Raw genomic sequence first — 13,728 nt, 5'->3', positions numbered from 1 at the left:
TCCGGAAACAACACGCACAAAAAAACCCGGCGGTTACCCGTCGGGTTTGTTCGCTACTGCTGGTGCGCCCGGAAGGATTCGAACCTCCGACCCCTTAGTTCGTAGCCAAGTGCTCTATCCAACTGAGCTACGGGCGCATTGACTGGTACAGATGCTTGCTCGATGGCGGAGAGAGAGGGATTCGAACCCTCGATAAGGTTTTTAAGACCCTATACTCCCTTAGCAGGGGAGCGCCTTCGTCCACTCGGCCATCTCTCCTGAATGCTGCAGAGAGCAACACTGCGATATCACTCAAATATTATAGCGGTGACGGCCTTAACCGTAAAGCAATTTGTCGTCGAAATCCCCAGAGAATATTGAAGCCGGGGCTCAGCTCGGGATCGTCGTATCTTCCCCGCGCTCGACTCGAATCCGCTCGAAGATTTCTTCGCGATGGACCGAAACATCCTTCGGCGCCTTCACGCCGATCCGCACCTGGTTGCCTTTGATACCCAGCACGGTGACCGTCACATCGTCGCCGATGACCAGAGTCTCCCCGACCCTGCGCGTCAAAATCAGCATCACTGCTCTCCATTCCCTGATCCTGCAGTGGCGTGAAACGCTCACCGAGCCCGGACCCGTTAGATCGGGTCTCTGTCTGCGCGAATGATAACGCTGTCAGGTTGGCAAAGCCTCAGCGAGTAAACGGAAAATTCATGTTTCCGACAGAAGGCCGCAACACTCACGGGTGTCGCCATCAACACCCGTGAGACGCCGGATTTGAACTGGACCCTCCAGCCACGCAAAGGCGTCGCGCGCTTCAGGCCGCTTGTTCGAGATCGAAAGCCTTGTGCAGCGAACGCACGGCAAGCTCAAGATATTTGTCTTCGACGACGACAGAAATCTTGATTTCCGAAGTCGAGATCATCCGGATGTTGATGCTCTCCGCGGCCAGCGTCTTGAACATTTTCGCCGCGATGCCGGCGTGCGAGCGCATGCCGACGCCGACCAGCGAGACCTTGCAGATATCGGTCGCAGTACGGATGCCCTTGGCGCCCAGTGATTCAGCCACTTTCTTCGACACTTCCGCAGCCCGTTCCAGCTCGCCGCGTGACACCGTGAAGGTGAAATCGGTCATGCCATCGGCGCCGACGTTCTGCACGATCATGTCGATTTCGATGTTCGCGTCACCGATCGGCCCCAGGATCGCGGCAGCGATGCCCGGACGATCCGGCACACCGGCAACGGTCAGCTGTGCTTCATCCCGGCTGAAGGCGATGCCGGCAATCAACGGATCTTCCACTTTGCTTCCCCCAACGTTTTCGTCCAGCGTGATCAGCGTGCCCGGGCCATCGACGAAGGTCGACAGCACGCGCAGCGGTACCTTGTATTTGCCCGCAAATTCGACCGAGCGGATCTGCAGCACCTTCGAGCCGAGACTCGCGAGTTCGAGCATTTCCTCGAAGGTGATCTTGCTCAGGCGCCGGGCCTTCGGCTCGACTCGTGGATCGGTCGTGTAAACGCCGTCCACATCCGTGTAGATCTGGCATTCATCGGCTTTCAGCGCGGCAGCGAGCGCGACACCCGTGGTATCCGAACCGCCGCGGCCGAGCGTGGTGATGTTGCCGTCGCAGTCGACTCCCTGGAAACCGGCGACCACCGGCACGATGCCGGCATTGCAATCGGCCATCAGCCGTTCGGTGTCGATGTGCTGGATGCGTGCCTTGTTGTAGGCCTTGTCGGTGCGGATCGACACCTGCGCGCCGGTGTACGAACGCGCCGCCACGCCCATCTTGTCGAGGGCGATCGCCAGCATCGCGATCGTCACCTGTTCGCCGGTCGCAATCATCTGATCGAGTTCGCGCGCCAGCGGCCGGGGATTGATCGCTTTCGCGAGCTTGATCAGGCGATCGGTTTCGCCGGACATCGCCGACACCACGACCACCACCTGATTACCACGCGCCCGAGCGGCGGCGACCTTCGAGGCGACATGTTCGATGCGCTCGACCGAGCCCATCGAAGTGCCGCCGTACTTCTGCACTAGCAAAGCCATTGAAGCGGTTTCCAGTTTCCGATTGTTGGTTTCCAGAGAAGCATGTCCTTACCGACAAGCCGCCTGCTTCTCTGGAAACGGGCAACTTGCTGCTGCAAACGGATTCAGCCCAGTTTCTGCTCGATCCATTGCTGTGCGGAAGTCAGGGCCGCCGGCAGATTCTCCGGCTGCGTACCGCCGCCCTGCGCCATGTCCGGACGACCACCGCCCTTGCCGCCGACTTGCGCCGCGACAAACGCCAGCAGTTCGCCAGCCTTGAGCCTGGCAGTCAGATCCGCCGTCACGCCAGCGATCAGGTTGACCTTGTCGCCACCGACGACACCGAGCAGCACGACTCCCGAACCCAGCTTGTTCTTCAGCTGATCGAGCAGGTTGCGCAACTCGCCGCTGTCGACGCCGTCCACCGCCGTCACCAGCACTTTCACGCCGTTGACCAGCTTGGCCTGTCCGGCGAGTTCATCCCCCGCGCTGGCGGCCAGCTTGCCCTTGAGCTGAGCGAGTTCCTTTTCGAGTTGCTTCTGCGCGTCGAGCATTGCCGTGATGCGCGCACCGAGTTCAGCGGGCGAAGACTTCAGCATCGCCGCCGCACCGCTCAGGCGCGCCTGCAAGTCATTGACGAACGCGAGCGCGTTATCACCAGTCACTGCTTCGACACGACGCACACCAGCGGCCACGCCGCCTTCGGAGACGATCTTGAACAGGCCGATGTCGCCGGTGCGGCTGACATGGGTACCGCCGCAAAGCTCGCGTGAACTGCCGATGTCGAGCACGCGCACTTCGTCGCCGTACTTTTCGCCGAACAGCATCATCGCGCCGGTCTTCTTCGCTTCTTCGATCGGTAGCACGCGTGCCTGCGTCGCGACGTTGGCGAGGATTTCGGCATTGACCAGACGCTCGACTTCGGCCAACTCCGTTGCCGTCATCGGGCCGGTGTGGGCGAAGTCGAAGCGGGTCTTGTCGGCATCGACCAGCGAACCCTTCTGCTGCACATGACCGCCGAGCACATCGCGCAGCGCCTTGTGCATCAGGTGGGTGACGGAATGATTGCGCATCGTCGCGCGGCGCTGGCTGATCGCCACCGTTGCCATGACCGTATCACCGAGCTTCAAGGCGCCAGTTTCGAGCTTGCCGACATGGGCAAACGCGCCGCCCTTGATCTTCTGGGTATCAGCAACCACGAAGTCGCCGACGGTGCCGGCGTCACCACCCTGACCACCGCTTTCGGCATAGAACGGCGTGCGATCGAGCACCACCGCGCCTTCGTCGCCAGCTGCCAGAGCCTCGACCGCGACGCTACCGCGATAGAGGCCAACGACCTTCGCATCGTTGATGGCCGTCTGCTCGTAACCGAGGAAAATCGTCGCCGGACCTTCGTACTTGAGCCCTTCGCCGGCGGTGAACTTGCTGGCAGCGCGCGCACGCGTGCGCTGCGCTTCCATCTCGCGGTCGTAGCCGGCTTCGTCGAGCTTCAGGTTGCGCTCGCGGGCGATGTCAGCGGTGAGATCGAACGGGAAGCCGTAGGTGTCGTAGAGCTTGAACACCACTTCGCCCGGGATCACGTCGCTCTTGAGGGTGCCGATCGCGTCCTCAAGCAGCTTCATGCCCTTGTCGAGCGTGGTCGCGAAGCTGTCTTCTTCACTGCGGATCACCTGTTCGATGCGAGCACGCTGCTCGACGAGTTCCGGATAAGCCTCGCCCATCGCCTCGGCCAGTGGCGCGACCAGCTTCCAGAAGAAAGCCTCGCTCAGTCCCAGCTTGTAGCCATGACGGATCGCGCGGCGCATGACCCGGCGCAGCACGTAGCCGCGTCCTTCGTTCGATGGCGTGACGCCGTCGATGATCAGGAAGGCAGCCGAACGAATGTGGTCGGCCACCACTTTCTGCGATGCGCTGGCGTAGGGCGCCGTGTTCGACAGCTTGGCGATCGCGTTGACCAGAATCTTGAAGGTATCGATCTGGTAGTTGTCGTTGGTGCCCTGCATCAGCGCGCTGATGCGCTCCAGGCCCATGCCGGTATCGACGCTCGGTGCCGGCAGCTTGCTCAGCTCGCCGCTCTTCGAGCGCTCGAACTGCATGAACACGACGTTCCAGATTTCGATCCAGCGGTCGCCATCTTCTTCCGGCGAACCTGGAGGACCACCGTAGATGCCCTTCGAGCCATCGGGATCGTGGTCGTAGAAGATTTCCGTGCACGGCCCGCAGGGACCGGTATCGCCCATCGCCCAGAAGTTGTCCGAAGCGTAAGGTGCGCCCTTGTTGTCGCCGATGCGGACGATGCGCTCGGCCGGAATACCCATCTGGCGATGCCAGATGTCATAGGCCTCGTCATCGCTGTGATAGACGGTGACCAGCAGGCGGCTCTTGTCGATCGCCAGCCATTCGGCGCCGGTGATGAACTCCCAGGCGAAGCGAATCGCATCTGGCTTGAAGTAGTCGCCGAACGAGAAATTGCCGAGCATCTCGAAGAAGGTGTGATGCCGAGCCGTGTAGCCGACGTTCTCGAGATCGTTGTGCTTGCCGCCAGCGCGCACGCAGCGCTGGCTCGACGTGGCGCGGGTGTACGGTCGCTTGTCCTGGCCAGTGAACACGTCCTTGAACTGCACCATGCCGGAGTTGGTGAACAGCAGGGTCGGATCGTTGCTCGGCACCAGCGACGACGACGGCACCACCGCATGGCCTTGCCGACGGAAGTATTCGAGGAAGCGTGCGCGCAGTTCGTTGCTGTTCATATCGTGCTGGGCCAGGCGGCCCGGGCGAAAAAAGTCGCGCATGGTAGCGCGCAAGACCCTGTAGCCGCTAGGTTTTGCGCGGGTTTTCCAGCGTGCTTCAACGCGAGTTCGAGCGCGATCAGGCTCATTCTTCGGGCTCATCCTCGGCATCGATGGCATCCCGCATCACCGAGCGGATCTGCGCCGACGTGAAACCACGGCTGGCGAGGAAACGATATCGACCAGCGGAATCCTTGGCATCCACCGGCGCTGCGCGGTAGCGACGCTGATAGATGCGTCCGATGATCTCGAGCCAGTCTGGATCGGCTTCCTCGAGTGCGGCGACGATCAGGGCGTCAGCAACACCACGGGCAGATAGCTCGGCACGAATCCGCAAGGGGCCATAGCCTTGGGCAATGCGTGAGCGACTGAGCAAGCCTGCGTAACGCTCATCGCTTTGCCAACCGGATTCGCCGAGTTCGCCAACCACTTCGCTGGCCACGGTTCGATCCAGGCCGTCATGCGCCAGCTTGGTAGTGAGTTCACGAGCGCTGTGCTCGCGTCGGCTCAGCGCCCGAAGCGCACGCTCACGCGCCGCTTCGGGAGCCAATGGCACAGGCGGCTTGCGCCCGCGCCCTGCCACGGAATTACTCGGCTACCGGCGTGCGCGTCTTCACCGGCAACAGCTTGGCTCGCAGCGACACTTCGATGGCATCGGCAATCTCGGGATGTTCCTTGAGATAGTTGCGCGAGTTGTCCTTGCCCTGGCCGATCTTCTCGCCCTTGTAGGCGTACCAGGCACCTGATTTCTCGACGAAGCCATGTTCGACGCCGAGGTCGATCAACTCGCCCAGTTTCGAGATGCCTTCGTTGTACAGAATCTCGAAATGCGCTTCGCGGAACGGCGGCGCCATCTTGTTCTTGACGACTTTGACGCGCGTCTCGTTGCCGACCACTTCCTCGCCCTTCTTGATCGCGCCAGTGCGGCGGATATCCAGGCGTACCGAGGCGTAGAACTTCAGCGCGTTGCCGCCAGTGGTGGTTTCCGGCGAGCCGTACATCACGCCGATCTTCATGCGGATCTGGTTGATGAAGATGACCAGTGTGTTCGAGCGCTTGATGTTGGACGTCAGCTTGCGCAGCGCCTGCGACATCAGACGGGCCTGCAGGCCGACGTGGCTGTCACCCATCTCGCCTTCGATTTCAGCCTTCGGCACCAGTGCCGCAACCGAGTCGACGACGATGCAGTCGACGCTGTTCGAGCGCACCAGCATGTCAGCGATTTCCAGACCCTGCTCGCCGGTATCCGGCTGCGAGATGAGCATGTCGCCGACTACCACGCCCAAGCGCTCCGCGTACTGCGGATCGAGTGCATTTTCGGCGTCGATATAGGCAGCGGTGCCGCCGTGCTTCTGGATCTCGGCAACCACCTGCAGACACAGCGTGGTCTTGCCCGAAGACTCCGGACCGTAGATTTCGACGACGCGGCCGCGCGGTAAGCCGCCAATGCCCAAGGCAACGTCCAGCGCCAGCGAACCGGTCGACACCACTTCGACATCGCGGGCCGGATCGTCCGCCCCCATGCGCATGACCGCACCCTTGCCAAACTGCTTCTCGATCTGGCTGAGAGCGGCTTCCAATGCCTTCTTGCGATTGTCGTCCATGGTCTGGGTTCCGGTCGCTGCTGCGCTAGGTTTTGCCATCGTCTTCGGTGTCTTTAATCCTGCTTGGCCTACTTGCCTGCACGGGCGAGGTATTCGCCAGTGCGTGTATCAACCTTGACCAACTCATCCTGCTGCACGAACAGCGGGACGCGAACCATGGCGCCGGTTTCGAGTTTCGCCGGCTTGCCGCCGCCGCCCGAGGTATCGCCGCGTAGACCTGGATCGGTTTCAATGATCTTCAGGATCACGGTGTTCGGCGCGGCTACGCTCAACGGCACGCCGTTCCACAGCAGCACGGTGCAGACCTCTTCGCCCTTCAGCCAGACCTTGGCCTCGGTCATCGCGGCGTCATTGGCTTGAATCTGTTCGAAGCTGACCGGATCCATGAAGGTCCAGAACTCGCCGTCGTTGTAGAGGTACTGCATTTCCGTCTGTTCGACGTCCGCCAGTTCCCAGGTATCGCCGGATTTCAGCGTGCGCTCGAGCACGCGGCCGGTTTTCAATGCACGGATCTTGATGCTGTTCGTCGCCTGGCCCTTGCCGGGCTTGCGGTATTCATTGTCGAGAATCGCGTACGGTTCGCCGTCAATGAGAACCTTGACGCCCGATTTCATTTCGTTGGTGCTGACCGATGCCATGGGAATGTCGTCTTCGTTGATCTGTTGGTAGGAGTGCGCAGAGCGAGTCCAGCGCGGTTCTGCAGGCTGAAAAACGTCTCGCAGTCTAATAGATCGCCGGTTCCCCGGACATGCCTGCAAATTTCCTCGCGAAAGTACTTGAGTCCCCACCTCGGTAGGCCCTATACTTTCGCTCCGCTGTACGGGGCCATAGCTCAGCTGGGAGAGCGCTTGCATGGCATGCAAGAGGTCGCCGGTTCGATCCCGGCTGGCTCCACCAAGTTTCTGATTCACTCGCGACACCGCCTCGTTGTCCCTATCGTCTAGAGGCCTAGGACACCACCCTTTCACGGTGAGAACCGGGGTTCGAATCCCCGTAGGGACGCCATGTCGGGCCATAGCTGCCTGACATAGTTTCAAATCCAAAACTTGATATCTGGCTGAATCGTCGACGTCATGACGATCATTGCTTCGGCCAGCATTTGCATGTGCATTGCTGGACATCACACGAGCTAACCTATTTGGTTGATGTTCGTTGTTCCCGGATTCAAGCGCTTCCGATTGTGCTTTTCGGGCTTGTCCCAATACCCATCGCGCAACACTCCCGCTACCCTTCGGCAAGCGAAACTTCAACGTTTCGTGATCGATCGTCGCCAAAACTACAACCGAGGAGTGTCGCCCGTGGAGACCCCGCTGAGCCCGCTGGAATTTGCCCGCCGTGCCCGCAAGCTCTATCCCGACCGCGAAGCTGTGGTCGATGGCGATCGTCGCTACACCTATCGGCAGTTTCTTGATCGCTGCGATCGTGCTTCGTCCGCTTTCCAGACGCTGGGCGTGGTCAAAGGTGACCGCGTTGCGCTGATCTCGCCGAATACCCACACCAATCTCGAGACGTACTACTCGATCCCGCAGTTCGGCGGTGTGATCGTGCCGATCAACTATCGGCTGACCGCCGATGATTTCGTGTACCTGATCAACCACAGCGGCTCGAAAATTGTCTGCGCACACCCGGACTACTTCGATGCCATCGACAGCATTCGCACACAACTGCCGAACGTCGAGCACTACATCGCATTCGAAGGCTCGCATGACGGTTGGCTCGCGTACGAAACCCTGGTGGAACAGGCGTCCCCGGATTTCCACCGGACAGAGGTTGCCGAAACCGATCTGCTGTCCGTGAACTACACCAGCGGAACCACGTCGCGCCCGAAGGGCGTGATGATCACCCACCGTAACGCCTGGATGAATTCGGTCGGTGTGCTGGTGCACATGCACATGACGCCGTCCGATCGCTATCTGTGGACGCTGCCGATGTTCCACGCCAATGGCTGGACCTTCATCTGGACCGTCACTGCAGTGGGCGCCACTCATGTCTGCCTGCGCAAGGTCGAGCCACTGGCGATCTACGACCACATCAATCGTGAAGCCGTGAGCCTGCTGTGCGCAGCGCCCACCGTGCTGATCGGTATTGCCAATGGACCGGAGGCGCAGCGTCGCGCTGTGCGGCCGGGTGTTCGCGTGATCACAGCGGGTGCACCACCGGCGCCTGCGACGATCGAGCGAGTCGAAGGCGAACTGGGCTGGACCATCACCCAGGCTTACGGGCTGACCGAAACCTCGCCATTCATCACCATCTGCGAGCCGCTTCCGGCTCACGATGAGCTGAGCGCTGAACAGCGCGCCCTGATCAAGGCGCGCCAGGGCGTGGAACTGGTGACTTCCGGCGAAACCGCCGTGTTCGACGATCAGGATCAACCGGTGCCGGCTGATGGCACAACGCTCGGCGAGATCGTGGCGCGCGGCAACACGGTGATGCGCGGCTACTACAACGACCCGGAAGCGAGCGCGAAAGCGCTGAAGGGCGGCTGGTTCCGTACCGGCGATGCGGCGGTTGTTCACCCGGACGGCTATATCGAGATTCGCGATCGCCTGAAGGACGTGATCATTTCCGGTGGCGAAAACATTTCGTCGATCGAGGTCGAGGGCACCTTGCTGCGGCATCCGGCGATCATCGAAGTAGCGGTGGTCGGCATGCCGCACGAGAAATGGGGCGAATCTCCAGAAGCTTTCGTCGTGCTGCGCTCGGGCCACAGCCTTGCCGACGGCGAACTCAAGACGTTCTGTCGCGCGAGCCTTGCCCACTTCAAGGTGCCGACTTCGTTTCATGTCGTCGCTGAACTGCCGAAGACCGCGACCGGCAAGATCCAGAAATTCGTGCTGCGCGGCAAGCGCGCGGCGATCGCGACGCAGTAGCGATTCCGAACCGTTGCCGGGCACCGTTTTGATCAGGCCCGGCATGCGCCTGAACCAATGGAAATCGAACGTCTTCTGCTGTGCGACTCCACGCCGCACCTTGCTTGGAGCAAGGGTTCGACTCTTGCCCGAAGCAGATCCGGTAGCGCTGACCAGCAGGAGCTGTAATCGGAGACCGGCCGCGCCGTTAGCGCGAGGCCGGAGTCCTGCTGACTGCTGCGAGCGGTCTGCCCGTTTTGCGTCAGCATGGCCGGGCTCAGCCGATCAAGCCGGACGGTAGCAACGACAACACGGCCTGCAGCAGTACGCCCTTGTGCTGTATCAGCAGGCCAGCCATCAGCGTGACGATGCCGAGCTTCAGTGCAATGGTGATCGCCGGACTGTCAACGACTGGATCGCTCTGAGCGGCTGACAACACCAAACGTGGGCTATTGCGGCGAACCGTGCCGGCGCCGCTGACCACGCCACGGCGAGCCTCGTCGAAGTACAGCTGGCGATGCTGAGCGACATTGCGGTTGACCAGACGACGTCGGCGGGCTTCTTCGCGTTGCTGTTGCAGATTCATCGACGTACTCCAATGACGCCCAGGGCCAGTCCTTCGATCACCAGTTCCTGCTCGCGCAGGTCGAGGACGATGGGCTGGTAAGCCGGGTCGGTGTTTTCAGGAATCAGGCTAACGATGTGGCCCTCACGCCGGAAGCGCTTGACCGTTGCTTCATCACCGATGCGAGCGACAACGATCTGGCCGTTCATCGCGTTCTGAGCGCGCTTCACGGCGAGCAGATCGCCATCGAGAATGCCGGCATCGCGCATCGAGTGGCCTTTGATGCGCAACAGGAAATCAGGCGCCGGCTCGAACAAATTCGCAGCCAGATCACGATGATCGTCAAGATTTTCGACCGCGAGGATCGGCAGGCCCGCTGCAACGCGACCGACGACCGGAACCTTCAGCATCTCGACCCGGCGTTCACGATGCTGGGCCGCGAGGCGAATGCCACGCGCCTGACCGGTCACTTCAAGATGGCCCTTTTCGGCCAGAGTGCGCAGATACTGTTCAGCGGAATTGGCCGAACGCAGTCCGAAAGCGGCGGCGATTTCAGCGCGGGTTGGCGCGCCGCCGTTATCAGCGATGTGCTTGCGAATGAAGTCGAGTACCTGGGTCTGTCTTGCAGTAAGATCAGTCATTGCTGAGGCGTCCTTGATATGTATATTTATACAAGTCATTGCCTGAGCCTGTAAAGCGCCGTTCGTCGGCGCTTTACAAATTCGCATCAGCGCCGTTCGTCGGCGCTTTACAAATTCGCATCAGCGCCGTTCGCCGGCGCTTTTTTGTGGGCGACCGTTTTGCTACGCGCTCAACGCGCCATCAGTGGAAGTTGCGCGATGGGATTGGCATGTCGGCGATCCAGTCGCTGACATCGCGGAAGCGCCTGGCGACAACATGCGTGACGCCATCGACCTTCTGCAGTTCGCCAGAGACGATCAGCAGGCGACTACCGAGCACCACGGCACGCTGCGCATCGAAGCTCTTCTTCCAGACCACCAGGTTGTGGCAGCCGGTCTCGTCTTCCAGAGTCATGAACATCACGCCCTTGGCGGTCTGCGGTCGCTGACGATTCAGCACCAGGCCGGCGATTCGCACGCTCTGCCGGTGCGCGAGCGTGGCCAGATCGGCTGAAGTATGAATGCCGAGCATCGCCAACCTGGGCCGCAGCAACGCCAGAGGATGACGCCGCAAAGTCAGGCCGGTGCTCTGGTAGTCGGCCAGCACCTCTTCCGCTTCGTGCGGCGTTCGCAACTCGACATCGCTTTCCGGCGACGCATGACCCGCCAGCATCGCGGGCAGGTCTTCGATGCCCTGCACCTGCCAGTGCACGGCGTGACGATGGCCACCCAAGCTGCGCAGCGCATCGGCCCTGGCCAGCAAGCGACGATTGGCAGCATCAAGCGGGGCACGGCGCACCAGATCCTCGATATCGATGAAGGGGGATTGCCGGCGCGCAGCCATGATGCTTTTCGCTACCTCTTCGTTCAGACCATCGACCAGACGCAGGCCGAGCCGAATCGCCGGCTTGCCATCGCCTGCCTTGGGGACCGTGCAGTCCCAGTCACTGTTTCTGACATCGACCGGCCGCACTTCCACCCCTGCCCGCTTCGCTTCGCGGATCAGCTGCGCCGGCCCGTAGAAACCCATCGGCTGACTGTTGATCAGCCCGGCGAAGAACGCCGCCGGATGATGGCACTTGATCCAGGACGAAACATAAGCAAGCAGCGCAAAGCTGGCCGAGTGCGACTCCGGAAAACCGTAGCTGCCGAAGCCCTTGATCATCTCGAAGATCTGTTCGGCGAAGGCTTCTTCGTAGCTGTTCTTCTTCATGCCGTCGAGCAGACGCTGACGCAACGGCATCAAGCTGCCGTCCTTGCCCCAGGCGGCCATCGAGCGGCGCAGCTGATCGGCTTCGCCCTGAGAAAAATCGGCGGCAACCACCGCGATCTCGATGACCTGCTCCTGGAACAGCGGCACACCCAGCGTGCGGCTGAGTACGTTCTTCAATGCCTCGCTCGGATAGATAGCCGGCTCCAAGTCATTCCGCCGCTTCAAGTAGGGATGAACCATGCCGCCCTGGATCGGCCCCGGCCGGACGATCGCGATCTGGATCACCAGATCGTAGAAATCCTTGGGCCGCAAACGCGGCAGCATGCTCATCTGCGCCCGCGATTCGATCTGGAACACGCCGACGGTATCGGCCGCCTGGATCATCTCGTAGGTCGGCAGGTCATCACGCGGAATGCTGGCGATCGAATGCTGCACGCCAGTCTGCCGCTCGATGAATTCGAACATTCGCCGGATCGCGCTGAGCATGCCGAGCGCCAGACAATCGACCTTCAGCAAGCCCAGCGCTTCGAGGTCATCCTTCTCCCACTGGATGATCGTGCGATCCGGCATCGCCGCATTCTCGACCGGCACCAGCTCGTGCAGCGGATGCTCGGAAATGACGAAGCCGCCGACGTGCTGCGACAGATGACGCGGCGTGCCGACCAGCGCTTTCACCAGCATCAGCCAGCGCGCGACTACCGGTGTTGCGGGATCGAAACCCTGCTCGCGCAGGCGATCCGGCAAGGTTTCGGGTTCGTCCCACCAAGCCAGCGAATTGGCGAGCCGATCGATCTCGTCGGCGCCGATGCCGAGTGCGCGGCCACAATCGCGAATCGCCGACTTGCGGCGATAGCGGATCACCGTCGCCGCCAGCGCGGCGCGTTCACGACCGTACTTGTTGTAGATGTACTGCATCACCAGTTCGCGGCGCTGATGCTCGAAATCGACATCGATGTCCGGCGGCTCGTTGCGCTCCCTCGACAGGAAACGGCCGAACAGTAGGCGCTGCTCGGCGGGATTCACCGAAGTGATGCCGAGCGCGTAACAGACTGCCGAGTTCGCCGCCGATCCACGGCCCTGGCAAAGGATTTCCGGAACTTGCGCGCGCGCCCAGCGGACGATGTCGTGCACGGTCAGGAAAAAGGCTTCGTAGCGAAGCTCGATGATCAGTTCCAGTTCCATCTCGATGGTCTTGCGCACCGAGACCGGCTCACCTTCTGGCCAGCGATTACGCAGGCCCTGTTCGGTCAGCACACGCAACCAACCGCTGCGCGTGTGGCCGTCCGGCACCAGTTCGTGCGGGTATTCGTAATTCAATCCGGCCATCGAGAAACTGCAGCGCTCGGCGATCGCGGCAGCTTCGGCTAGCAAGAAGTCTGAATACAGCTGCTGCAGTTCGGCAATCGGCCGCAGATGCCGCTCGCCGTTCGGGAACAACCGCGCGCCGCAGTCTTCCAGCGCCAGGCTGTGGCGGATCGCGGTCATCGTGTCCTGCAGCGCACGCGCTTCACGGACATGCATGTGGACATCGCCCGCCGCCGTGCAGCGCAAACCGAGATGACGACCGAGGCTCAGCAAGCGATTCAGCTGCGCGCGGTCATCGCCATGGCGATGCAGCTCGACAGCGATCCAGGCGCGCGCGCCGAAAGTCGTGGCGATGAACGCGCCTTGTGCTTCGGCGATGGCGTCGTCATCCGGCGGCAACCACAGCGCGAGCACCTGATCGAGATCGTGCAGATCATCGCGGGTCAGGAAGTAGTCGCCCTTGTCCGCTGCGCGGCGACCGGTGGTGATCAGCCGGCAGATTTCGCTGTAGGCGCGATGGCAAGGCGCAAGCAGCACGAAGCGCAGGCCGTCATCGAGCTGGAACTCGCTGCCGACGATCAGCTTGACCTCATGCTTCTCGGCCGCGACATGGGCGCGCACGATGCCGGCCATCGAGCATTCGTCGGTGATCGCCAACGCTTCGTAGCCCTGTGCCTTTGCCGCTTCGAATAACTGATCCGGCGACGAAGCGCCGCGCAGAAAGCTGTAGTGCGAGACGCAATGCAGTTCGGCGTAGTCCATCGCGCGACTT

10 protein-coding genes and 4 tRNA genes are annotated in these 13,728 nt (G+C 61.5%); 3 read left to right on the top strand and 11 right to left on the bottom strand.

The genetic code is table 11. The features are described from left to right. Positions 1-60: 60 nt before the first annotated feature. The 8 genes from G513_RS0103320 to efp all read right to left on the bottom strand — a co-directional run bounded on the left by G513_RS0103320 (position 61) and on the right by efp (position 7,042). Positions 61-137, bottom strand: a tRNA-Arg gene (locus G513_RS0103320). A gap of 26 nt (positions 138-163) precedes the next feature. Next, positions 164-258, bottom strand: a tRNA-Ser gene (locus tag G513_RS0103315). A gap of 111 nt (positions 259-369) precedes the next feature. Next, on the bottom strand, positions 370-561 hold the full coding sequence (gene csrA, locus G513_RS0103310) for a carbon storage regulator CsrA (RefSeq protein WP_022975404.1): 192 nt from the start codon (positions 559-561) through the stop codon (positions 370-372). A 238-nt stretch (positions 562-799) separates the two neighbouring features. Then, positions 800-2,032, bottom strand: a complete 1,233-nt coding sequence (locus G513_RS0103305; protein WP_022975403.1) for an aspartate kinase — start codon at positions 2,030-2,032, stop codon at positions 800-802. Positions 2,033-2,136: 104 nt separating this feature from the next. After that, positions 2,137-4,761 carry an alanine--tRNA ligase gene (gene alaS / locus G513_RS0103300; protein WP_022975402.1) on the bottom strand — a complete coding sequence of 875 codons (2,625 nt, stop codon included), beginning with the start codon at positions 4,759-4,761 and terminating at the stop codon, positions 2,137-2,139. A 124-nt stretch (positions 4,762-4,885) separates the two neighbouring features. After that, on the bottom strand, positions 4,886-5,383 hold the full coding sequence (locus G513_RS0103295) for a regulatory protein RecX (protein WP_028475083.1): 498 nt from the start codon (positions 5,381-5,383) through the stop codon (positions 4,886-4,888). Between the two features lie 4 nt (positions 5,384-5,387). Next, on the bottom strand, positions 5,388-6,404 hold the full coding sequence (gene recA / locus G513_RS0103290) for a recombinase RecA (RefSeq protein WP_022975400.1): 1,017 nt from the start codon (positions 6,402-6,404) through the stop codon (positions 5,388-5,390). 68 nt (positions 6,405-6,472) lie between these two features. After that, positions 6,473-7,042 (bottom strand): elongation factor P, encoded by a 570-nt coding sequence (efp, locus tag G513_RS0103285; protein ID WP_022975399.1) that lies wholly within the window; start codon positions 7,040-7,042, stop codon positions 6,473-6,475. Between the two features lie 183 nt (positions 7,043-7,225). On the opposite strand from efp, the gene G513_RS0103280 reads away from it, so the two are divergent. The 3 genes from G513_RS0103280 to G513_RS0103270 all read left to right on the top strand — a co-directional run bounded on the left by G513_RS0103280 (position 7,226) and on the right by G513_RS0103270 (position 9,274). Beyond that, positions 7,226-7,301 (top strand) — tRNA-Ala (locus G513_RS0103280). Between the two features lie 32 nt (positions 7,302-7,333). Continuing rightward, positions 7,334-7,409, top strand: a tRNA-Glu gene (locus G513_RS0103275). Positions 7,410-7,702: 293 nt separating this feature from the next. Next, the gene (locus tag G513_RS0103270) at positions 7,703-9,274 is read left to right on the top strand and encodes a long-chain-fatty-acid--CoA ligase (RefSeq protein WP_028475082.1); all 1,572 of its coding nucleotides are present in this window, start codon (positions 7,703-7,705) and stop codon (positions 9,272-9,274) included. Positions 9,275-9,530: 256 nt separating this feature from the next. On the opposite strand, the gene G513_RS0103265 is transcribed toward G513_RS0103270, so the two are convergent. From G513_RS0103265 to G513_RS0103255, 3 genes are all read right to left on the bottom strand, one after another. Then, a complete protein-coding gene (locus G513_RS0103265) occupies positions 9,531-9,839 on the bottom strand; it encodes a hypothetical protein (protein ID WP_022975397.1) in 309 nt (102 codons plus the stop codon). Further along, positions 9,836-10,459 (bottom strand): transcriptional repressor LexA, encoded by a 624-nt coding sequence (gene lexA / locus G513_RS0103260; RefSeq protein WP_028475081.1) that lies wholly within the window; start codon positions 10,457-10,459, stop codon positions 9,836-9,838. The genes G513_RS0103265 and lexA overlap by 4 nt, the downstream gene beginning before the upstream one ends. Before the next feature lie 181 nt (positions 10,460-10,640). After that, positions 10,641-13,718 carry an error-prone DNA polymerase gene (locus G513_RS0103255; RefSeq protein WP_022975396.1) on the bottom strand — a complete coding sequence of 1,026 codons (3,078 nt, stop codon included), beginning with the start codon at positions 13,716-13,718 and terminating at the stop codon, positions 10,641-10,643. Positions 13,719-13,728 lie beyond the last annotated feature (10 nt).

This window comes from Nevskia ramosa DSM 11499 (assembly GCF_000420645.1).
Lineage (GTDB): Bacteria > Pseudomonadota > Gammaproteobacteria > Nevskiales > Nevskiaceae > Nevskia > Nevskia ramosa.
This window is presented reverse-complemented; position numbering and strand designations above follow the sequence as displayed.